Origin of the sequence: Sinisalibacter aestuarii (genome assembly GCF_027923545.1) — a bacterium.
Taxonomy (GTDB): domain Bacteria; phylum Pseudomonadota; class Alphaproteobacteria; order Rhodobacterales; family Rhodobacteraceae; genus Sinisalibacter; species Sinisalibacter aestuarii.
This window is the reverse complement of the sequence record NZ_BROH01000002.1, coordinates 279,074-300,291: the sequence shown is the minus strand read 5'-3', so window position 1 is coordinate 300,291 and position 21,218 is coordinate 279,074. Positions and strand designations below refer to the sequence as shown.

The following is a 21,218-nucleotide window of genomic DNA, read 5'->3' as shown; positions in this document are numbered from 1 at the left end:
GATCTGTCGGCGGCCATATGCTCCGCGTGTTGCGGCTGGACCTCGAATTCTGAACAGCTACACTCGGGGCATGGTTGCCGGCAGGGGCGTTCAGGTTGCGGCTGGACCTCGAATTCTGAACAGCTACACTGAGTTTTCGATTTGTCGTGATGACGCGGCAGTTGCGGCTGGACCTCGAATTCTGAACAGCTACACTTTCGTCGTTGCGCGCGGCGTCGCGCGAGCTGTTGCGGCTGGACCTCGAATTCTGAACAGCTACACTCTCTCTCGCCCGCTGGGCGCGCGATCTGGCGTTGCGGCTGGACCTCGAATTCTGAACAGCTACACTCTCCGCTTTCCGGGACTTCCTTGAGGGCGAGTTGCGGCTGGACCTCGAATTCTGAACAGCTACACTCTGCTTGTCACCGCTGCGATCCGGTTCGTCGTTGCGGCTGGACCTCGAATTCTGAACAGCTACACTTCCGAGCCGGTTGACGCAGGCTGGGTATCTGTTGCGGCTGGACCTCGAATTCTGAACAGCTACACTGGACCTCGACGGCGACGGTGACGTTGACGGTTGCGGCTGGACCTCGAATTCTGAACAGCTACACTCGCCTACAACTACAACTGGTCACCGACGATGTTGCGGCTGGACCTCGAATTCTGAACAGCTACACTACGAAGGCACGGAGGTCGGTACGCCGTATGGTTGCGGCTGGACCTCGAATTCTGAACAGCTACACTTCACCGGGTATTTCTCCGACACGCCGGAAGGTTGCGGCTGGACCTCGAATTCTGAACAGCTACACTGACGACAAGACCGGAAAGGTCAACGTGCAGTTGCGGCTGGACCTCGAATTCTGAACAGCTACACTGCAACTGGAAGAATATCGAGGCCATTGCGGGTTGCGGCTGGACCTCGAATTCTGAACAGCTACACTGGTCCGCCCGGCAAGTGCTTGAAACTTAAGCGCTTTACCGGGCGGCCAGTTATGCATTTCCGGGAATCAGTCATCAAAACAGCACCAGTTGTTCCGGGTTCTTGCGGGCGCCCCTGCGGCCCTGGTCCGAGAAATGAACGATATCACGGTATTGCCGGTCGGTGAAGTTGAGGATCTGGATGTCGCCCTGGGCCGGCAGGTGGCGTTCGATCCGGTTCACCCGGGTCTGGAACGCCTCCTTGCCGTTCACGAACCGGGCATAGACCGAGAACTGGCTGCGTTCGAAGCCCTCGTCGAGCAGGAAGTTGCGGAAATTCGTCGCTGCCTTGCGCTGCGGTTTGGTGTCGGTCGGAAGGTCGAACATCACGAGTATCCACATGATCCGGTATCCTGACAGGAAGGTTGCGGGCTGTGTCATGCGCCGAGCCCCGACAGCGTGAGGGCATCGGGTGGGGCGGGCAGGGCGAGGGCGAGTTGGCCGGTCTCGAAGCTCTGGCCGAGCGAGGTTGCCAGCCGTGTGAGCGCGACCGAGACCGGTGTAAGCCCGTCGCCGAGCGGCAGGTCGAGCGCGATCAGCCGGGCCAGCGCCTGTTTCGCCTCGGTATCGACCTGCGGGCCGCGCGCCTGGGCGATTTCGCGCGCGGCGCAGTCGACGAGCGGGCGGAACGGTTCCATCAGATCGTCGGCGAGGGCGAAGGCGTTGCCGCGATTGGCGTGGTGCAGCCCGATCGAGGGGTGCAGCCCGGCGGCGACCACGGCCCGGGCGGTGGCGGCGCGCAGCACGGTATAGCCGTAGTTCAGCAGCGCGTTGATGTCGGGCGCGTCGCGGTCGCGGCGGAAATCGCGGCCCATCAGCCGGGGCCAGTAATGGCGCGCCGCCTGCGCCTCGACATTCGTGGTGTCGCCGCTGGTGACCTTGCGCTTCAGCATGAGCAGGGGCGCCGGGGCCTCGCCGAACGCGTCGAGCGCTGCGGCCTGCATGGCGATCTTGGCCTGCACGATCTGCTTCCATGCCTGCTTGGTGAGCGGCGCTTTCGCCTGCCATTGCGCGCGCAGCCGCTTGCCCTGGGCATGGTGGCCCTCGAGCGGCATCAGCACCGAGCGGGGCGTGTGGTTGGCGGCGCAGAGCACCACCGGCGCGCCGCGCTCCGCCAGCTCGGTGAGCAGAGAGGTGGACCAGGTGGTGCCATGGGCATGGACGATCACGCCGCTGATCTCGTCAAGCGGGATGCGGCCGATCTCGGCCCCGTCCTCACTGACTTTCAGAAAGCCGCGCTCTTTCGACAGATGCCGGCCATCGCTGGCGATATCGACAATCCGATCCACTCATTACCCCTCCAAAGGCTTGGAAGGATGGCACATTTTTCCGATTCGCGCGAATCTGGCGGTCAGAGCACGGGCGGGCCGGGGTCACGGACCCGTCCGATTTCATCGACGATGACGCGGCGCAGCCCGGCATTCACGATCGTGCCGGCCCCCATTTGCAGCAGTCGGAACGGATCATCCTTGTCGCGGTGGCGGGCGTCGGCATTGCTTTCCCGGTGTGGGGCGAGGAACAGCCCGTTGGCCAGGTCGAGCTTCTGCACATAGCAAATCAGCGTCTGGCCATCCCGCTCCAGCGCCACCATGTCGCGCTTGAACACACGCAGCAGCCGTTTGGCGGCGGGGTGGGGGCGTTTGTCGGTGCCGGAATGGGCTTCGAAGGTGGTCACCACCTGCGGTTTCACCTTGCCATCGGGCAGCCGCCACAGCTCGTAGCACTGGTTACTGTCGCCCTTATAGGCCTTGAGGGCGCCGCCTTTCGGACGCGCGCCGACTTCGACACGGGCGCTCGATTGCAGGCTTTCAACAAGCCGGACCCGGCGGATGCCCTGATACGGTCCGGGCTTTGCGGCGAAATCGCGCAAGGCGGCTTCGAACTCCTTGCCCTCCTTGCCGCGCGTTGCCACCTCCAGGGCCTTCTGGAGCTGCACATCGCGGATGTTCTTGCCCTTCGTGGTGACCGCGATATCGCCGGGTTTGAGCGAGAGCAGCGGGATGCGGCTGACGACGCTGTTTTCGTCGATGACCCCATAGGCGGTGTCGTTGTGGAGCTTGCCCGCCGTGCTGTCGCGCCCGGCCTTGCGCGCCTCGGGGTCGATCCGGCCGTGATCGGCGCGGTGGCTGACGATGATCTTGCCGAGCTGGATGCGCAGGTCTTCGCGGAAGCCCTCCCAGGGCGGCGGCGTATCGCGGGCGATGTCTTCGGCCGACTGGCCGGCCGCCTCGCCCTGGCCGGCTGCCCGGCTGATCCGGTTCAGAAGCCCCCGGTCGGTGGCGGCCACCACGGCGGCGTCGATCGCGTGGTGGCGATGGTCGGTGCGGTTCTTGGCCTTGACGGCGCCCCGTTCGGCATCGCTCAGCAGCGAATTCAGCCCCCAGTGGCGGCGCAGCATCTCGGTCAGCCGCCCCGGCACGACCCAGACATGCCCGCCCTCGGTGAACAGCGTGTCGAGATAGGTCCGCGAGATGCGGGCGAGATATTGGGTATCGACCAAAGCGCGGTCGAGGAAGTCGTTTTCACCCTCGAACCGCTCCATCGCGTCGGGCGCGAAGCGCCAGCGCTTGTTGTCGGGCAGGTTCTTCAGATTGGCTTCGATGGCGTCCCATTGCGGACTATCGCCCCAGGCCTCCCACGGCGTCTGGTTGCGCTTCTCGCGGTTGGCTTCCCTGAGGCACAGGGTGCGGTTGGCGAAGCTGTCATCGAGGGTGCGCGAATAGGGCAGGATGTGGTCGACATCACAGGAGCCGTCGAAGATCATCGTCGCGCTGATCCGCTGGCCGGTATAGGGGCAGAAGCGGCGCATCGCATCGTCGGGGTTGAGGTCTTCCCACAGCCTGAGCAGCATCCGGTTGCGGCCGTTATCCTCGACCCCCAACTCGTCCAGCTTCTGGCTGCGCTTGATCGCCGCCTCTGTCGTCTCCCGAATACGCTTCGTGGCCTCCCGCTTCTGCTGTTCCGACTGCTTCAGCTCCCGCGCCAGTTCGACGACGATCTGGTCGGGTTTGCCATAGGTCTCGATGATCCGGTTCACCAGCCGGCGAAGCTGATTGAGGCCGATATGCACCGTGGGATTGGTGATGCGGCCATAGCGGGTGATCTCGTCATCGGCCTCGTCATAGGTGCCGGGGATGACGTGGCGGTCGAGCACTTCGCCGTAATAGGGCAGGGCATCGAGGCATTCGCCGGTGCGCTGGTCGGAATGGTGCCAGCCGCAGGCGGCGACGGCCTGCGCATAGGTGATCACCTCCGCCGTCAGGTGGCCGAGGATGTTCTGCGTCGCGGTGAAGCCCAGCCGCCCATACCCCTCGGGCAGCGGCGCGTTGGCGGTGGCCTGCGAATGGGCTTCATCGAGCCCGTGGGTCTGGGCTAGCCAGAGCACCAGCGCCTTGTGCTCCTCTTCGCTCTGCACCGCCCGGATGCGCGAAATCACGTCCCATTGCGCCTCCCAACCCAGCACCGACCAGCGCGGGCCAAACCGGTCAGGATGCGACAGGCTGGCGCGCACCGGGTCGCAGGCGATGGCATCGCGCGCGCCGGTTTCCAGCGTGAACCGCTCGCCGTCGCGCAGCCTGAGCACCTTCGCCAGCGCGGGCAGCTTCATGTTCATCGAGGAAAGCGATTTCGTATGACCCTTGTTGTCGAGCGCATGAACGATCTGGTCGCGTTCCTCCAGCGTGAGGGGCCGCGTCTCGCGCCAGTCGGCGGTGACGCGCAGCTGGTTGACGGTTTCATAAAGCACCCGGCGCTGGGTAAGGGGGTGGGCCTTGGCCAGCCGGGTCTCGGCGGTGAACAGGCACAGCCCCACCTTCGGCTCTTTCAGGGGGCGCTGGTAGAAGATCTTCTCAAATACCACGTCGCGTAGCTCGTCGGAAAGCTGACCGGGGTGAAATGCGGCCTGCGCGGCCCAGAGCTTGTTGAACTCGTCTTCCAGATGCCGCCGGTCGGGGTAGAAATCATAGCCCGCCTCCGCCTTCGCATCCGGCCCGCCCCGCGCGGCCACAGAGAGGCGGGTGCGCACGGTTGGCATATGGCGCGGATCGGCAGCGCGTGCCCGCCGCATATGCAGAAACTCGCCATAGGTCCGCGCCTTCTCCTGATGCATGGCCCAATCGAGCCGCCCGGTGGCGTCCTTGATCTTGCCGCTCTCATTGTCGCCCCGGTCAGTCTTGCGGTTCGATTTGAAGCCGCGCCGCTGGTTGAGGTGGAACAAGGCCCGGCCCAGATGGTGCAGCGGCAGCGCCGCGTCGAGCCCAGTGGCGCGCAATTCATAGGGGTCGAGCAACTCCAGCGCCTTGGCCTCGGCGGGATCGGCGGGCATCAGCCCGGCCCCGGCCATGACGCGCATCAGCGTGGCCCGGCGGCGCAGATACCGGTCGCGCCGCCGCCGCATCGCCCGCGCGGCGCGGCGGTCGACGGCGAGGGAGGCGCCGGATTTCGGGTCGCGGCCATCGGAGAAGATGCGCGCGCCGCCGTCGATGATGCCGGTGATCCGCGCGTCGGTGCCGTTGCCGTCGGTATCATACAACCACCAGCCGATGGAATTCGTGCCGATATCCAGACCAAGCCGCATCTGTCGCTCCCTCGTAAGCCGTGGCAGCTTTTCGTGCCCCCGGACAAAATGCAACTTGAAAGAGAGTCGTTCCCGTGCGAACCTTCCGGTGTTCAGAATTCGCGGTCGAGCCGTTAACAAGCTCGAAGTAGCACCACATTGAAGCGCGTCCCACGGGGCGCGTTTCCTTTTTGCGGATGCCTGAACGCCCCTACACCTCCGCCCGGCCTCGTGCGCCACGGCCTGCCGATGGACCGGCGGGCGGTCATGCAGTAGACATTGGGGCGGATCGTGCCCGGGGCGGGGGCCTGCATCGTCGTCGGCAGCGCCCGGCCGGGGCTGGGTGCCGATAGCAAGGAGGGCGGTATTTGAGCAGAGATGCGACAGGGGCCGGGGTCACCTTTCGGGCCGCATTGAAGTCGCCTTTGCCGGCCTATGTGGATGCCTTCGCGTCGCCCGATACCGGGTTTGACGCGACTCTGGTCAAGATCATCATCGACTACAAGACCGGCCGCTTCCGGCAGGCGATGAAGCGGTATCACACCCTCGTTGGCGCGCTCGGCCTCGATCCGGAGGTTCCGCTTCTGAAGCAGCAGGACAAGCTCACCGAAGAGATCGCGCCGCTGCTCATCATCGAGGGCCTGGTGCATCTGGGGTACGATGCCACCCTCGCGCCCGATGCGCTCTGGGCCTATGTGGATGCGATTTCGCTGTTTCATCCCGATGATCACGTCTGCCACGGCGCGGTTTACAACGTGCTGTTGATGCTCGCGTTCCGGCGTCTCGATCTGGGCTCGGCGGCGGAATTCGCGCAGCTTGCGATCAACGCCTACCGGCTGAGCGGGTCGGAGTATCTGGAGGGGTTCATTCACCTTCATCTGGGGTTCCTGCACATCTCGTCGGGCGAGCTTGATGCGGCGCGGGGGGCGGTGGGCGCGGCCGAGCACTGCTTCGCCCTGGCCGGTGGGCCGGTCTGCGAAGATGCGATGGTCACCGTCGTGCGCTGGTGGATCGAGGCGGAGCGCACCGGCAGGTTGCCCGACGCCCCGGCGCTGGAGCGGGTGCAGGATGCGCTGGTGCATGGCGAGTTCTGGCCGGAAACCTTTCTGGTCCTCGCCACGCTGCAATTTCGCGTCGCGCAGGCGGCGCGCGACGATGCGGTGCTCGAACGTCACGCCGCGCTTGAAACGGTCCTGCGAGTGCGCGGAATGACCGAGCTTCTGCCCGCGATGCAGCTCTTGCGCGACGAGTTCTTCTACCGGCTGCCGCGTGGCGGGCTGACCGGCCCCGCGCCTCTGGGGTTGAGTGAGAGGCACATGATCCTGCTGATGCCCAACAGCACCTCGCTGCGGGTGAACTGGGGTGAGGATGCGGGCGATGTGCCGCTGAAGCTCGCGCGGCTGCGCGTGACGCAGGCGCTGCTCCGGGGCGAGCAGGCGCTGCAGGAAAACCGCTTCGACGAGGCGGCGCGCCAGCTTCTGCCCACCTTCGAACTGATCGAAAGCCAGGGCTGGACCTACCTGTTCACCACCGCGCGCGACACTTACGAGACCTTCTGCGCCGAATGCCGCAGCCGCAGCCGCTTCGTCGACCGGGCGCGCCATATCCGCGATACCTATCTCGGCCCGCTGGCGGCGCAGGAGCGGGTGGACCGCAGCCCGCCGGAACTGACGCAGGCGGAATACGCAATCCTCTGCCTGCTGCCCAACGCCACCAGCAACAAGGCGCTGGCACGCACGCGCGGGGTCAGCGAAGCGACGGTGAAATTCCACCTCAAGAGCATCTACGCCAAGCTCGGGGTGGGCCGCAGGCGCGACGCGATCGAAGCCGCGAAGCGCCTGGGCTGGATCGGTCAGGCCACGTCGAGCGGCTTGTAATCCGCGTCGATCCCGAAATAGCGCGGGCCGACCAGCGCCAGCGCCTCCTCCGACCGCCAGATCGGATCGCAGGGCAGGCCGAGCACCTTCACCGACAACCCGTATTTGACCGTATCGGTGGGCACCGGCGCGCCGGTATTGGCGTCGATCAGCGTGATCAGGTCGGGCGTGGTGGCGAGCATCCGCCCGTCTTCTTCCGCCGACAGAAACTCGTTCTGAAAGCCGAGCGTCAGGCTGCGGCCGCGAAAATCGCCCTGGCCCTCGATCTTGACGCTGCCTTTGGCGAAGGCGCCCTCCAGCCGCCGCTCGACATCGCGCACCCGGCCATGAAACAGCATCGCGCCGCCGAGCGACAAGGCCAGCGTTTCCGGCGCCTGGCTGCCATAGGTCTCGATCAGTTCGCCGATCCGGTGCGCCAGTGTCAGGCTGCCCTTGATCAGACTGTCGCGGATCTCGCCGGCGGTCACCGAATAAAGCCCGACCATCGCCGCGCCGCCCATCTCGATGGTGAGCGCGCGCGCCAGCCGTTCGGTCCACTGGTTCGACACGGTGTCGAAGGTCGCGCCGTTGCCCTTGTCGTCATACATTGCCATCGGCGTGGCGCGGATGCCGGCCAGCGTGAAGGTGACCATCTGCAATTCGGGAAAGGCGCGGCCCATCGCATCGCCGTCGACGATCGGCAGACCCATCTGCGCCGCCGCGATGAAGGGGATCACCGAGTTCAGCCCGCCCGCCTCGATGCACAGGATGGCCGAGACCTTTCGCCCCATCAGCTTTTCCATCGTCGCCACGAGGGCGGGGATTTCCCTGCCGGACGGGAAACGTTCGAGCATCACATGCGGCGCGCCCATCATCGCGATGGGCAGGATCAGCGCATCGTCCGGCAGATCGTCGAGCGAGACCACCGGCACGGTCTTGTCGTCGCCCAGTTCCTGTTCGGCCATCAGCCGTCCGATATAGGGGTCGCCGCCGCCGCCCGAGCCCAGCACGGCCCCGCCGCGGGCAATCCGGCGCAGGGCGGGTTTGTCGACGTTCATAACGGGGGTCATCATGCTTTCTCCAGGTTGAGGTCGCCGACCACGGTCACGCTGATGGCGAGGTTGTTGCCGGGCAGGTAGGCCAGCGGCACGTCGGAGACGGAGAGGACCGACAGCGATTTCGGGTCCGCCCCGCGCGATACGGCGGCGTCGGAGGCTTCCTGGGTGATCTGTTTGATCGCCGCTTCACGGGTCAGATCGCCGCCGATCTGCATGATCTTCGACACTTCACCCGACACCTGCGCGATGGCCGCGCCGACGGCGTTGGCCAGATCGTGATGCGCCGGGCGCACCACCTTCAGCCCGTCCACCATGTCGCCCATCAGCACCGAGCCGCCGCCGACGGCGAGCACCGGCATTTCTTCGGCGCTGGTGCGCGAGCGCGCCACCACGTCCGATAGCATCCGGTCCATCTCGGCCACGAGCGCATCGAGATCGGGGATCTCGGGGGCGGGGTGGCTGCCCATCTCGGCCCGGCCCGCGGCCACGGCGATATCCGAGGCGGTCAGGGTCGCGCCGCCAAAGACGATTCCGTCGCTCAGCAGGTTCAGCCCCACCGAGTCAGGCCCGATCCGGGTGGCGTCGGCATTGACGATGGAACCGCCGCCAAGGCCCAGGCTCACCACGTCCGGCATCGAGAAGTTGGTTTGCACATCGGCAACCGTGACCGAGGTGCCGGCGAGCCGCGGGAAGCCGTCGCGCACTTCGCCCACGTCAGAGGTGGTGCCGCCGATATCGACGACCAGCGCGTTCATCAGGCCAGACAGGAAGGCCGCGCCCCGCATCGAGTTGGTCGGGCCGCTGGCGAAGGTGAGGACGGGCAGGCGCTCGACCTCGACCGTGTCGATCAGCGTGCCGTCGTTGCGGGTGAAGAAGACGGGGCAGGTCAGGCCCAGCTCCTCCTTCATCCGGGCGAAGGCCGCGACCACCTTGACGGCCAGCGGGCGCAGGGCGCTGTTGATGATCGCGGCGTTTTCGCGCTCCAGCAGGCCGATGCGGCCGATATCCTGGCTCGCGGTGACCTGCAGATCGGGGTGGGCGGCGCGGATCAGCGCGGCGGCCTCGCTCTCCATGTCACCGCGAATGGTCGAGAACACGGCCGACACGGCGATCTCGGTGCAGCCTTCGGCTTTCAGCTCGTCCACCGCGTTCAGCAATTGCGCCTTGTCGAGCGGCGCGATCTCGCGCCCGTCCATCTCGTAGCCGCCATTCACCAGCCGGAACTTGCCGCCGATCGCCTCGACCAGATCGCGCGGCCAGTCCGCGAAGGGCGTGAGCGAGGCGCCGGAGGGCAGGCAAAGCCGGATGATGCCGGTGGGCGACAGCTCCTTGCGGCGCACCAGCGCGTTCACGAAGTGGGTTGTCCCCAGCATCACCGCGTCGACCTGGCCGACGGCGATGCCGGACGCCTCCACCGCCTTGCCGATGGCGGCTTTCGCGCCGCTGGTCACGTCAGGCGTGGTGGGCGATTTGGCCCCGGCGACAAAGCTCTTGCCGCGCATCACGACGGCGTCGGTATTCGTGCCGCCCACATCGACCCCGATACGGATCATGGTGTTCTCCCTGTATGAATTGGATCAGCCGCCGCGACGCTGGCTCCAGGCGTCGATGCTGACTGCGACGAGGATGACGAAGCCCTGGATCAGCCGCTGCCAGATCGGGTCGATCTGGTGCAGGTTGAAGCCGTTGGTCAGAAAGGCGAGGAAGAAGACGGCCGTGACCGTCCGCCAGATCGCCCCCGACCCGCCGGCAATCGAGGTGCCGCCGACGATGACCGCCGTCAGAACCGCGAAGATGAAGCTGAAATCGTCCGACGGCTGGGCCGAGATGGCCCGCGACGCGCCGAGAACGCCGGCCAGCGCCGCCGCGCTCGCCAGCAGGACGAAGGTGATCATCTGCACCCGGTCGACGTTCACCCCGGCGAGCCGGGCCGCTTCGCGGTTGGCGCCCGAGGCGTAGACATTGCGGCCAAAGCGCGTGCGGGTCAGCAGGATGGCGGCGACGATGGTTACGCCGATGGCGATCCAGGTGGCGCTTGTGAGCTCGAAGATCCGGGTTCGGGCAAGCGCGCGCCAGCCCTCGGTTATCGGCCGCATGACGGCGCGGTCCGACACGAGATAGCCGACGCCGAAGAACATGAACGAGGTCGACAGCGTCGCGATGAAGGAATGGACCTTCAGCTTGGTGACGGCGAGCCCGTTGATCACCCCCATCGCCACGCCGGCGGCAAGCCCGGCCAGAACCGCCAGCGGAATGTTTCCGGTGGCGTTTTCGACGAACAATGCCACCAGCGGGGCGGTGACATAGACCGCACCGACCGAGATGTCGAAGTTTCCGGTGATGATCGCCATCGTCATGAAGGAGGCCGCGATCAGCACGCCGGATTGCTGGTCGAGGATATTGCGCAGGTTGCGCTCGGTGAGAAACCCTTCGGTGGTGACGGTCAGCAGCACCAGCAGCAGGACCGTGACGACGAGAATGCCGTAATTGCGGGCGAAGAGGATGGTTTTCTGCATGGATCAGGTTCCGCTGAAAGCTGCCGTCATCAGGGCGGTCTCGGTCAGGGCGGCGCCTTCGAGCTCGCCCGCGATGCGCCCGCGCGAGACGACGAGCACGCGATGGCTGAGGCCGAGGATTTCCTCGATCTCGGATGAGATGAGCAGGATCGCCTTACCCTGCTTGGCGAGCCCCGCGATCAGGTCGTAGATCGAGCGTTTCGCGCCCACATCGACGCCGCGCGTGGGTTCGTCGGCGATGAGAAGGGCAGGGTCGCCCAGGGTGGTGCGGGCAAACAGGATCTTCTGCTGGTTGCCGCCCGACAGGGCGTCGGCGTGGTCGTTGAGGCTGGCATATTTCATCTCGGTCGCGGCGCAATGCGCGTCGGCAGCGGCGCGCTCTCGACGGCGGTCGAGGCCAAGCGCGCCGGAGAAGCGCGACAGGTGCGGCAGGGTTACGTTTTCAACGATCGGCCGACCCATCATCAGGCCCTGTTCGCGCCGGTTTTCGGGGATCATGGCCATGCCGCCGGCAAGCCGCGCGGCGATGCTGCCGGAGATTTCCCTGCCATTGAAGGTGATCTTGCCGCGCGACGGGTCGGCGCCCAGAATGGCGCGCGCGATCTCGCTGCGGCCAGACCCTACCAGCCCGGCCAGCCCGACGATTTCGCCGGGGTGAATGTCGAAGGAGACGTTTTCGAACACGCCGGGGCGGGAGAGGCCGGTGACGGAAATGACCGGCGGCGCGGCGCGGTCGGGCGCCGCGACCTCGGGGTATTGCTCGCCCAGAACGCTGCCCGTCACGCCTTCGACAAGGCTGTCATGGGTCTCGTTCGCGGTCGGGCCGGTTCGGATGTGCCGGCCGTTGCGCAGGATCGTGACCGTATCGGTCGCTTCGAGGATTTCTTCAAGAAAATGCGACACGTAGATCACCGCCTTGCCGGCATCGGCCAGGCTGCGCACGAGCGCGAGAAGCGGCGCGACCTGGTCGGAGGGCAGGCGCGCGGTGGGTTCGTCGAAGACGATGAGCCGGGCGTCGCGGCTGAGCGCGCGCAGGATCTCGACCTTCTGCTGCTCGACGATCGGAAGATCTCCGACCCTGGCATCGGGATCGACATGCATGGCGTAGCGCTCCATCACCGCCTCGACGCCCCTGCGCGTCGCGCGGGCGTTGATGAAGGGGCCACGCATGACCTCGCGCCCGAGCGCGATATTGTCGAGCACGGTGCGCTGCGGCATCAGCGACAATTCCTGCGAGATGCCGGCCAGCCCGTGATCGAGCGCCTGTGCGGGGCTGGTGAAGGAAACCTCCGTGCCATCCACCTCCATCCGGCCTTCCGACAGGGAATGGACCCCGACGATCAGCTTGCCGAGCGTCGATTTCCCGGCGCCGTTTTCGCCGACGAAGGCATGCACCTTGCCGGTTTCGACGGTGAGGTCGATATCCGTCAGCGCCACCGTGCCGCCAAAGGATTTGCCGACCCCCGAGAGGGTCAGCAAGATGTCATGCGTTTGGACCAAGAATCAGCCGTCCCACTGAGCCGTGAACTGATCGACATTGCCGGCGGTGACTTTGCCGTCGTCGGGCATGGCCGAGAGCGCGTCGATCCCGCCCTGGGCGTTGCCGGTGGTCAGCGCGTCGACCATCGCTTCCATGGCAAGGCGGCCTTCATCGGCCGGCGCCCCCATGACGGTGCCGAACCAGGCGCCGGAAGCGATGCCCGCGAAGGCGGGCGCGGAGCCGCCGAAGCCGATCAGCTTGACGCGGTCCAGCATGCCTTCCTCGTCCAGAACAATTTCCGAACCCTGGATCGCCTGATCGGGGCCGACCATCACATCGAACCCGTCATTGACCTGCAGAATGTCCTGCGTCGCCACGATGCCGCCATCCGGGCCGAGATACTTGCCCTCGCCCTCGGCGATCACGGTGATGTTGGCATGGGTGCCGGTCACGTCGTCAAAGCCCTGACGCACGGCGGTGTCGAGGGGCGTGCCCTTGATCCCGTAGATATAGGCCACTTCACAGGGGTCGATGCCTTCGCAGGCCATCACGGTCATGTCGCCCAGCCGCGTGCCGGACCGGTAGGGCGCGACGAGGACCGAGGCCGAAATGCCCTCGACCTGCGGCTCCGAGGTGGTGAGATCGGTGCCGACAACCTGGTTGAGGATCACCACCTTCATGCCCTGGGCGAGCGCGTTTTCGATGTCGGGCACCGCGCCGGGGCCATTGATCGACGCGATGATCATGCCGTCATAGCGGCCCGAGGCGATCACGTCCTGCGTCTGGGCCGTCTGCCGGGCGGGGTCGAATTGCCCGTCGAACTCGGTGATCGCGATGCCGTTGGCCTCGGCGACCTTGCGCATCTCCGTGAGCGACGTGGCCAGCCAGGTATTGGCCGAGCTTGCCGACAGATAGGCGACTTCGAAATCCTGCGCCATCGCGGTGCCCGAAAGCGCCGTCGCGGTCAGCAGGCCGGCGGTCAGCGACCGGGCGAAAATGTTCAACGATTTGAGTTTCACTCTGATTTACCTCTCCTGTGCCGATTGGGGCAACGCTAGCGAGTGGGGTGCCGGGGTGGGGTATGCGGACGGATAGACCGGCTCTCTAAAGAGGGGGGTATCGGTGGCGGGCGCCCGACCAAAAGGATAGGTATTTAGGTAACTAACTGAATAATAAATATATTATAAAAATATTCCGCGCAGGATTGCGGCGGCGCGCATTGCCTCACGGGCACGGCTCGGATGATTGCGGGCCGGTCTCTCGCGCCGGCCTTGCATGTGAGACAGGCGGGCAGGCCCCTTGATCTTGCGCGGTGGCGGCGCCACCGGGGCTTCGGCGGGACAGGCGGAAGGGGCTTTAGTACACGGCTCCGTCCCGGCGCCACGTTTTCTGCACGCGCAGCGCATCGTCGAGATGCACGAAGTCGGCATGGCTGCCCGGCGTGAGCGTGCCGATCTCGCCATCGCGCCCGATGGCCTGCGCCGGGTGGAGGGTGGCCATGCGCAGCGCGTCGAGCGGGTCGAGCCCGATCGTGCCGGCCATGAAGCGCACCGCCCCGGCAAGGTCCAGATCGGCCCCGGCGAGCGTGCCGTCTTCCAGCGTCAGCCGGCCGCCCCGGCGCAGGATGCGCCGTCCGTTCAGGGTGAATTCGTCGAGCGCCGTGCCGGTCGTCGCCATTGAATCGCTGACCAGAAAGATCCGCCCCGGCCCCTGCTTGGCGGCGAGCGCCACCCGGATCGAGGCGGGTGAGACGTGGAACCCGTCGGCGATCAGCCCGGCCCAGAGCGCGCCGGTATCGAGCACGGCGCCGACCAGGCCCGGCTCGCGCCCGGTGAACTGGCTCATCGCGTTAAACAGATGCGTTGCCATCCGCGCGCCGCTCGCGGTGGCTTCGGTGGCGGCGGCGTAGCTGCAATCGGTATGGCCGAGCGAGACGGTCGCGCCCGCGCGGGCGAGGCGGGCGATCTGCTCGGGGCGCACGGATTCAGGCGCGACGGTGACGAGCAGCGTCGGCAGCTCTGCGGCCAGCGCCTCCAGCGCGGTCAGGTCGTCTTCGTCCATCGGGCGGATCAGGGCCGGGTCATGCGCCCCCTTGCGGGCGAGCGACAGATGCGGCCCTTCGAGATGCAGCCCGGCAAGGCCCGGCACGCCCTCCGCCAGAGCCGCGCGGGTGGCGGCGATGGCGGCGCGGGTGATCTCGGGCGCGTCGGTGATCAGCGTGGGCAGGATCGAGGTGGTGCCGCCGGTCACATGCCCCTCGCAGATGGTGCGGATCGTGTCCGCCGTCGGCGCGTTGTTCAGCATCACCCCGCCGCCGCCATTGACCTGCAGATCGACGAAGCCCGGCGCGATCAGCCCGCCGTCGAGCGCGATGCGCTCCGCCCCGGCGGGCAGGTCGTCTTCGGGCATGATCGCGGCGACACGGCCATCCGCGACCAGCAGCGCGGCATTGTGGTGGCGCACATGGCCGTCGAAGATCTCGGCGCCGAGATAGGCGGTGGGCTGGGTCATACCGTTTCGGTCACTTTGCGCAGATTGCGGGGCAGATCGGGGTTGTTGCCGCGCGCGACGGCGAGCTTTTCGACAAAGGCATAGAAGCTGGTGATCAGCGCGATCGGGTCGGTGAGCGGATGGCCGGTTGCCACGCTGTCGAGCACATGGGCCGCCGTTGCCTTGGGCGAGGTGGCGTAGACATGCGCCCCCTGTTCGGCCAGCCGGTCGCTGACCTCGACAATGCCGGCTTCGGTCGCATCGCGGGCGATGAGGGCCAGCACCGGAAAGCCGGGGCGCACCACCGAAACCGGGCCGTGCAGCACCTCGGCCGACGAATAGCTCTCGGCGTGGATCTGGCAGGTTTCCTTGAATTTCAGCGCCGCCTCGTTCGACACGGCATAGGAGGTGCCGCGGCCCAGCACGTAAAGCTCGGACTTGTCCTGCAACTCCTCGCGCAAGTCCGGCCAGTCGATGGCTACGGCCTGTTCCAGAAGCGGCGGCAGGGCGTCGAGCGCGGCGATCAGCGCATCGTCCTTGCGCCAATGCGCCACCAGCGCGAGGCCCGCGACGAGCGAGGCGACATAGGTCTTGGTGGCGGCGACGCTGAGTTCCGGCCCGGCCTGCATGGCGAGCGTGTGGCGCGAGGCGGCGGCGAGCGGCGAGGTGGCATCGTTGGTGATCGCCACCGAGGCGGCGCCCTGATCGGTCAGCGCCCTGGCGAGCGCGACGATATCGGGGCTCTTGCCCGATTGCGAAATGCCGAGGCTGGCGGCGTTTCGCGCGCGCAGCGGCACATTGTAGACCGAGGCGACGGAGGGGCCGACCGAAGCCACCGGCAGGCCGAGCGCCAGCTCGCAGGCATATTTGAAAAAGGTCGCCGCATGGTCGGACGAGCCGCGCGCAACGGTGATGACAAGATCGGGATCGCGGGCGCGCAGGGCGGCGGCGGTATCCTCGATTGCCGCCCGCCCCTCGGTGAGCAGGCGGGTGACGGCGGCGGGGATCTCTTCGATCTCGCGGCGCATTTGGGTGGTGTCGGTCATGCCGTCTTCTCGCTTTCGACAAGTTGCAGCTCGGCGACGAAATCGTAGGCGTCGCCGCGGTAGATGGATTTGGTGAACTCGGCCACGCGGCCGGTTTCGAGGTAGGAAATCCGCGTGATCTTGAGCGCGGCGATGCCCTCCTCCACCTCCAGCAGCTCGGCATCGTTCTTGCCGAGATTGGCGGCGGTGATGTGCTGGACGGCGCGCACCGGCCGGGTGCCGTGGCGCTCCATCACCTCGTAGAGCGAGGTTTCCACCGCCAGTGGATTGGGCAGGATATCGGTGGGCAGCGAGGCGCGTTCGATCGCCATCGGCGTGCCATCGGCGAAGCGCAGACGTTCGAGCCGGGCGACGGTCTGATGCGCACCGAGGCCGAAGGTCATGATCTCTTCCGGCGAGGGCACGAAAACCCCGCGCGACAGCCAGACCTGGTCGATGTTCATGCCGCGCCGCGCCATGTCTTCGGTGAACGAACTCAGCCGCGAGAGCGATTGCTCAACCTTGTTCACCGGCGCGGCGACGATGGTGCCCGAACCCTGTCGCTGCTCGATCAGCCCGGCCTCCACCAGCGGCGCCACGGCCTTGCGCACGGTCACGCGCGACAGACCGGTGAGCTTGGCGATCTCACGCTCCGGGGGCAGGGGTGTGCCGGGCGGCAGGCGGCGATCTTCGATCAGGCTTTCAAGCCGCCGCTTGAGCTGGATATAGCGCGGCCCGCCATTTTCCGCGAGCCAGGTGGCGGGGTCGAACACATCGGCGGTTTTCATCGCGCAACCGCTCCCGCTTCGCGCCGGGCCAGTTCGATGGCGCCGCTCAGCGTGTCGCCCAGCGGGTCGCGGCAGAGCGCGCGGTAGGGGGCGGGCAGGCGGGCGCGGTAGGCATCGGCGAGCCCGCCGATGAGCACGATCCGCCCGAGCCCGGTCGCGTCGTGCCGGTCGAGGATGCGGGTCATCTCGCCAAGCGCGCGCGCCATCAGGCCGCGTGCGATCGGATCGCCCGCATTGTCGGCGGTCAGGAGCATCGGGGCGAAGGCGGCAAAATCGCGCGGGCTGGCGTGGCGGGCGAAGATCACCAGCGCGTCGATATCGCCGCCGCATTCCTCAAGCACGCGGTCGGTGAGCGGGCTGGGCTCGATCAGCCGGTCATGGGCGTGCACCGTGTCGCGCAGCAGGTTGAGCCCCAGCCAGGCGCCGCTGCACTCGTCCGACACGATCATCCCGCGCCCGCCGATCCGCCATAATTCGCCCGCGCGGCGCGAGACGAAATAGGAGCCGGTGCCGACATTGACCACCACCCCGTCGCCATCGCCGAGCGCCGCCTGCACGCCGGCGGCGAGATCGCTCGACAGCACGATGCGGGCAAACGGCAATTCGTCGCGCAGCGGGGCGAGAAAGTGCTCGCGCTCCGGCGTACCGGCAAGGGCGAGGTAGAGCAGATCGCCTGTGGCAAGGGCGCTGTCGCGCCCGGCATCGGCATAGGCGGCGCGCAGGGTGTCGACGATGGTGCGCCGGGCTGCGACGGCGTCTGTCGTCGGGTTGGCCGCGCCGCCCGTCGCCGCGCCGAGAATGGTGCCGTCGGGTGCAACAAGCCGGGCGCGGCAGGTGCTTCCGCCGCCGTCGATCACCATGATCAGGCCTGTTGCATTGGTCTTATCCATGCCGTCTAATTATAATACCATCTGAAAAAACAAAAGGGTTTTGTAGAAATATCTGGACGAATGGTATTCATTTGGTATCGTTAATCTGACCTAAAGGGGATTCGTGCGCCGCGCTTTGCGACGGGGCGCAGGTTGTCTGCCAGCGTCCCGCCGGGCGGGTGGATCACAGGTTCAATTTTCATGCGGGAAAGCCCCGCACAACAGGGAGTACGATATGAACAAACGTCACACCTTCACGGCAAAAGCGGTGCTTGCCGGTGCGGCCATGATGGTCGGCAGTTCGGCTGTCGCCCAGACCGAGCTGGATTTCTGGAGCTGGCGGCAGGAAGACGTTGCCGCCTACAACGAGATCATCGCCGCCTTCGAGGAGACCCACCCGGATATCAAGGTGACCTACACCGCCCATCCGGCGACGGAATACAACACCATCATCGCCACCGCGCTGGCCGCGGGCGAGGGGCCGGACATCATCCATACCCGCTCCTATGGCGGCCTCGAAGTGCTGGCCAAGCCGGGCTATCTCGAGCCGCTGGACGAGCAGGTGGATATGTCGCTGATCGGCGACGTGGCCAAGATCGGCACCACCCTGCGGGCCGATGGCCATGTCTATGCCGTGCCCTTCGCCAGCCAGACCGTGCTGGTCTTCTACAATACCGATATCTTCGCGGCGCATGGCCTGACCCCGCCGGAAACCTGGGACGAGTTCAAAGCCGTCGCCACCCAGCTCAAGGAGGCGGGCGTGATCCCGCTGGCCAACGGCTCGGCGGAAGGCTGGATGCTGGAGATCATGTCGGGCGCGCTCTTGCCCAACTTCTACGGCAGCGAGTTCTTCGGTGAGGTGACCTCGGGCGCGACCGATTTCGAGGATCCGCGCTTCGTGGGCGCGCTTGAAAAAATGGCCGAACTGAAAGAGTTCATGCCGGACGGCTATCAGGGCGTCGACTACGCCACGATGAAGCAGCTTTTCGCTTCCGGCGCGGCGGCAATGTTCGTCGGCGGGTCGTTCGAGATCCCGGGCTTCCGCGATGCGGGCGTCAACTTCGACATCATCGCCGGCCCGGCGGCGGAAGCCGGAGGCGAGCGCATGGTGGCGACCTGGCTCGATGGCGGCTACGGCGTCAACGCGGCTTCCGAGAACAAGGAAGCGGCGCTCGAATTCGCCCGTTTCACCGCCAGCCAGGAGTTTGGCCAGATGCTGACCGACAAGCTCGGCAACATCTCTCCGATCGAAGGCGCGGTTTCGTCCGATCCGACTCTGGCGAAGATCAGCGAGCTGCAGGGTGCCTCGACCCCCTACATCATGCTGGTGGCCTACCGCTTCAACACGCCCACCGGCTCGACCCTGATCCAGAACGGGTTGCAGGAGATGTTCGCGGGGTCGAAGACCCCGGCCGAAGTGGCGCATGACGTGTCTGAAGGCATCAAGGCGTCTGAGTGATCCTCCCCGGAGGGGCGGCTGCGGCCGCCCTTCCACCCACCCGGCCCGGTTGACGGGAGCGAATGCCGGGGACCATCCTGAAAATCAAAGCCGGAGCGGGAGAACGCCATGGCGCATATCGTGATGCGGGACGTGCAGAAGCGTTTCGGCAACGTCGAAGTCATCCCCGGCGCCAGCCTGGAGATCAAGGACAACGAATTCGTCGTCTTCGTCGGCCCTTCGGGCTGCGGCAAGTCCACGCTGCTGCGGCTGCTCGCCGGTCTGGAAGACCTCACCGCCGGGGCGATCGAGATCGACGGCGAGCGGGTCGACCACCTCTCGCCCTCGCGCCGGGGGCTGGCGATGGTGTTCCAGTCCTACGCGCTTTACCCGCATATGACGGTGCGCGAAAACATGTCCTATGCGCTCCGCGTGGCCCGCACCCCGAAAGCCGAGGTCGAGGCGAAGGTGCGCGAGGCCGCCGAGATCCTGCAGCTTACCGAATATCTCGACCGCAAGCCCAAGGCGCTCTCGGGCGGCCAGCGTCAGCGCGTCGCCATCGGCCGCGCCATCGTGCGTGACCCGAAGGTGTTTCTGTTCGACGAGCCGCTGTCCAACCTCGACGCCAAGCTCAGGGTGCAGATGCGCATCGAGATCACCAAGCTGCACCGCCGCCTGAAGGCGACGATGATCTATGTCACCCACGATCAGATCGAAGCCATGACCATGGCCGACAAGATCGTGGTGCTGAACGAAGGCCGGATCGAGCAGATGGGCGCGCCGCTCGACCTCTACAACGATCCCGACAACAAGTTCGTGGCGGGCTTCATCGGCTCGCCGGCGATGAACTTTTTCGACGGCACGGTCACCGCGCGGGACGATGCGGCGCTGACGGTGGAGCTGTCGGACAAGACCAAGGTTGTCTACCCCTGCGCCAATCCGGGCCAGGCCGGGGTGGGCGATGCCGTGACGCTTGGCGTCCGGCCGGAGAACTTCCACTTCGACGGCGGCGACGAGCCGGCGATCAAAGGCGAGGTCTATGCCGTCGAGCGGCTCGGGGGCGAAACCTATCTCTATCTGCAATCGACGGCGGGGCACGAGACGGTGGTGCACGCTGTGGGCGATCACGAGGTGGCGGTGGGCGACCAGGTTGCCGTCAATTTCAACCCGGCCCGGAACCACCTGTTCGACCCGCAGGGCCGGACCATCCGCTAGGAGGGCGGGGCGATGACAGCGATGACCGATGCCGATTTCCGCCGCGCCATCCGCGCCCGCACCCTGCGGCGCAACCTCTGGCTCGCCTTCCTCCTGCTGCCGCCGATGGCGGTGATGTTCATCTTCATTTTCCTGCCGATGGGTTCGGCGGTGCTCTACAGCGTTTACGAATGGGACGGGCTGGTGCGCGGCGATTTCGTCGGGCTGGAGAACTTCCGCGAGGTGCTGTTCGAGCCGCAGAAGTCAAAATTCCTGTTCAACGCCTTCAAGAACAACGTGATCGTCTTCGTCTCGGTGATGGTGGTGCAGAACGGGCTGGCGCTGGTGCTGGCGATGCTGCTGGCGCGCGAACCGAAGGGCTACCGCTTCTATCAGGTGGTGTTCTTCCTGCCGGTGATCCTCTCGACCGTCATCATCGGTTTCCAGTGGAAGCTGTTTCTCAACCCGGTCTTCGGTCTGGTCAACAACCTGCTGCGTGCGGCCGGGCTCGATAGCTGGGCGCTGCCCTGGCTCGGCCTGCCCGAAACGGCGCTGCCCTCGATGATCCTCGTCAACGCCTGGCACTGGGTGGGCTTCCCCACGCTCGTCTTCCTCGCCGCGATCCACCGCATCCCGAAGGATTACATCGAAGCCGCCCGGCTCGACGGTGCGAGCGAATGGCGCATCGCGCGCGACATCATCTGGCCGCTGATGGCGCCGGCGGTGACGATCATCGTGGTGCTCACCTTCATCGGCGCGTTCAACTGGTTCGAGATCCCCTACGTGATGAACGGGCTGGAGGGGGCGCCGGGCTATTCGACCGATATGCTAGGGCTGTTGTTCTACCGCACCGCCTTCGGCTCGATCAGCGCGACCGACAGCGATTTCGGCGCCGGCAGCGCGCTTGCCGTGCTGATCTTCCTGTTCATCTTCACCGTATCCCTGATCTTCACCCGGCTCCTGACCGCGCGTGAAATCGAGCTGGCCTGAGG

General features: G+C 66.2%; 16 protein-coding genes and 1 CRISPR repeat array (1 of these 17 cut by a window edge). Of the genes, 4 read left to right on the top strand and 12 right to left on the bottom strand.

The annotated features are described in order from the left end of the window. A CRISPR array of direct repeats spans window positions 1-920; the repeat unit is 36 nt; unit sequence GTTGCGGCTGGACCTCGAATTCTGAACAGCTACACT; it reaches 1,817 nt to the left of the window's first position. 73 nt (window positions 921-993) lie between these two features. The 3 genes from cas2 to cas9 form a co-directional block, all read right to left on the bottom strand. Continuing rightward, the gene (gene cas2, locus QMG28_RS06330; RefSeq protein WP_281841371.1) at window positions 994-1,338 is read right to left on the bottom strand and encodes a CRISPR-associated endonuclease Cas2; all 345 of its coding nucleotides are present in this window, start codon (window positions 1,336-1,338) and stop codon (window positions 994-996) included. Further along, a complete protein-coding gene (gene cas1, locus QMG28_RS06325) occupies window positions 1,335-2,246 on the bottom strand; it encodes a type II CRISPR-associated endonuclease Cas1 (RefSeq protein ID WP_281841370.1) in 912 nt (303 codons plus the stop codon). Before cas1 ends, cas2 begins: the two co-directional genes overlap by 4 nt. 62 nt (window positions 2,247-2,308) lie before the next feature. After that, on the bottom strand, window positions 2,309-5,533 hold the full coding sequence (cas9, locus tag QMG28_RS06320) for a type II CRISPR RNA-guided endonuclease Cas9 (protein ID WP_281841369.1): 3,225 nt from the start codon (window positions 5,531-5,533) through the stop codon (window positions 2,309-2,311). A 392-nt stretch (window positions 5,534-5,925) separates the two neighbouring features. On the opposite strand from cas9, the gene QMG28_RS06315 reads away from it, so the two are divergent. Further along, window positions 5,926-7,389: a LuxR C-terminal-related transcriptional regulator gene (locus QMG28_RS06315; RefSeq protein WP_281841368.1), complete on the top strand. Its 1,464-nt coding sequence runs from the start codon at window positions 5,926-5,928 to the stop codon at window positions 7,387-7,389. On the opposite strand, the gene QMG28_RS06310 is transcribed toward QMG28_RS06315, so the two are convergent. The 9 genes from QMG28_RS06310 to QMG28_RS06270 all read right to left on the bottom strand — a co-directional run bounded on the left by QMG28_RS06310 (window position 7,365) and on the right by QMG28_RS06270 (window position 17,615). Then, on the bottom strand, window positions 7,365-8,441 hold the full coding sequence (locus QMG28_RS06310; protein WP_281841367.1) for an S-methyl thiohydantoin desulfurase family protein: 1,077 nt from the start codon (window positions 8,439-8,441) through the stop codon (window positions 7,365-7,367). The genes QMG28_RS06315 and QMG28_RS06310 overlap by 25 nt on opposite strands. Next, the gene (locus QMG28_RS06305) at window positions 8,438-9,979 is read right to left on the bottom strand and encodes a hydantoinase/oxoprolinase family protein (RefSeq protein ID WP_281841366.1); all 1,542 of its coding nucleotides are present in this window, start codon (window positions 9,977-9,979) and stop codon (window positions 8,438-8,440) included. Before QMG28_RS06305 ends, QMG28_RS06310 begins: the two co-directional genes overlap by 4 nt. A gap of 24 nt (window positions 9,980-10,003) precedes the next feature. Next, window positions 10,004-10,942, bottom strand: coding sequence for an ABC transporter permease (locus tag QMG28_RS06300; RefSeq protein ID WP_281841365.1), 939 nt, complete (start codon window positions 10,940-10,942; stop codon window positions 10,004-10,006). 3 nt (window positions 10,943-10,945) lie between these two features. After that, entirely contained in the window at window positions 10,946-12,421 is a 1,476-nt protein-coding gene (locus QMG28_RS06295; protein ID WP_281841364.1) for a sugar ABC transporter ATP-binding protein, read from the bottom strand. 24 nt (window positions 12,422-12,445) lie between these two features. Then, the gene (locus QMG28_RS06290; RefSeq protein ID WP_281841363.1) at window positions 12,446-13,441 is read right to left on the bottom strand and encodes a sugar ABC transporter substrate-binding protein; all 996 of its coding nucleotides are present in this window, start codon (window positions 13,439-13,441) and stop codon (window positions 12,446-12,448) included. A 337-nt stretch (window positions 13,442-13,778) separates the two neighbouring features. Beyond that, entirely contained in the window at window positions 13,779-14,933 is a 1,155-nt protein-coding gene (gene nagA / locus QMG28_RS06285) for an N-acetylglucosamine-6-phosphate deacetylase (RefSeq protein ID WP_281841362.1), read from the bottom strand. Further along, on the bottom strand, window positions 14,930-15,958 hold the full coding sequence (locus tag QMG28_RS06280; RefSeq protein WP_281841361.1) for an SIS domain-containing protein: 1,029 nt from the start codon (window positions 15,956-15,958) through the stop codon (window positions 14,930-14,932). The genes nagA and QMG28_RS06280 overlap by 4 nt, the downstream gene beginning before the upstream one ends. Beyond that, entirely contained in the window at window positions 15,955-16,725 is a 771-nt protein-coding gene (locus QMG28_RS06275; protein WP_281841360.1) for a GntR family transcriptional regulator, read from the bottom strand. Before QMG28_RS06275 ends, QMG28_RS06280 begins: the two co-directional genes overlap by 4 nt. Then, window positions 16,722-17,615, bottom strand: a complete 894-nt coding sequence (locus QMG28_RS06270) for a glucosamine kinase nucleotide-binding domain-containing protein (protein WP_281841359.1) — start codon at window positions 17,613-17,615, stop codon at window positions 16,722-16,724. The genes QMG28_RS06275 and QMG28_RS06270 overlap by 4 nt, the downstream gene beginning before the upstream one ends. Before the next feature lie 214 nt (window positions 17,616-17,829). Here QMG28_RS06270 and QMG28_RS06265 point away from each other — a divergent pair, with 214 nt between their 5' ends. The 3 genes from QMG28_RS06265 to QMG28_RS06255 all read left to right on the top strand — a co-directional run bounded on the left by QMG28_RS06265 (window position 17,830) and on the right by QMG28_RS06255 (window position 21,216). Next, the gene (locus QMG28_RS06265) at window positions 17,830-19,053 is read left to right on the top strand and encodes an extracellular solute-binding protein (protein WP_281841358.1); all 1,224 of its coding nucleotides are present in this window, start codon (window positions 17,830-17,832) and stop codon (window positions 19,051-19,053) included. Window positions 19,054-19,161: 108 nt separating this feature from the next. Further along, a complete protein-coding gene (locus tag QMG28_RS06260; protein ID WP_281841357.1) occupies window positions 19,162-20,247 on the top strand; it encodes an ABC transporter ATP-binding protein in 1,086 nt (361 codons plus the stop codon). A gap of 12 nt (window positions 20,248-20,259) precedes the next feature. Then, window positions 20,260-21,216, top strand: a complete 957-nt coding sequence (locus QMG28_RS06255) for a carbohydrate ABC transporter permease (RefSeq protein WP_281841356.1) — start codon at window positions 20,260-20,262, stop codon at window positions 21,214-21,216. Window positions 21,217-21,218: the final 2 nt, after the last annotated feature.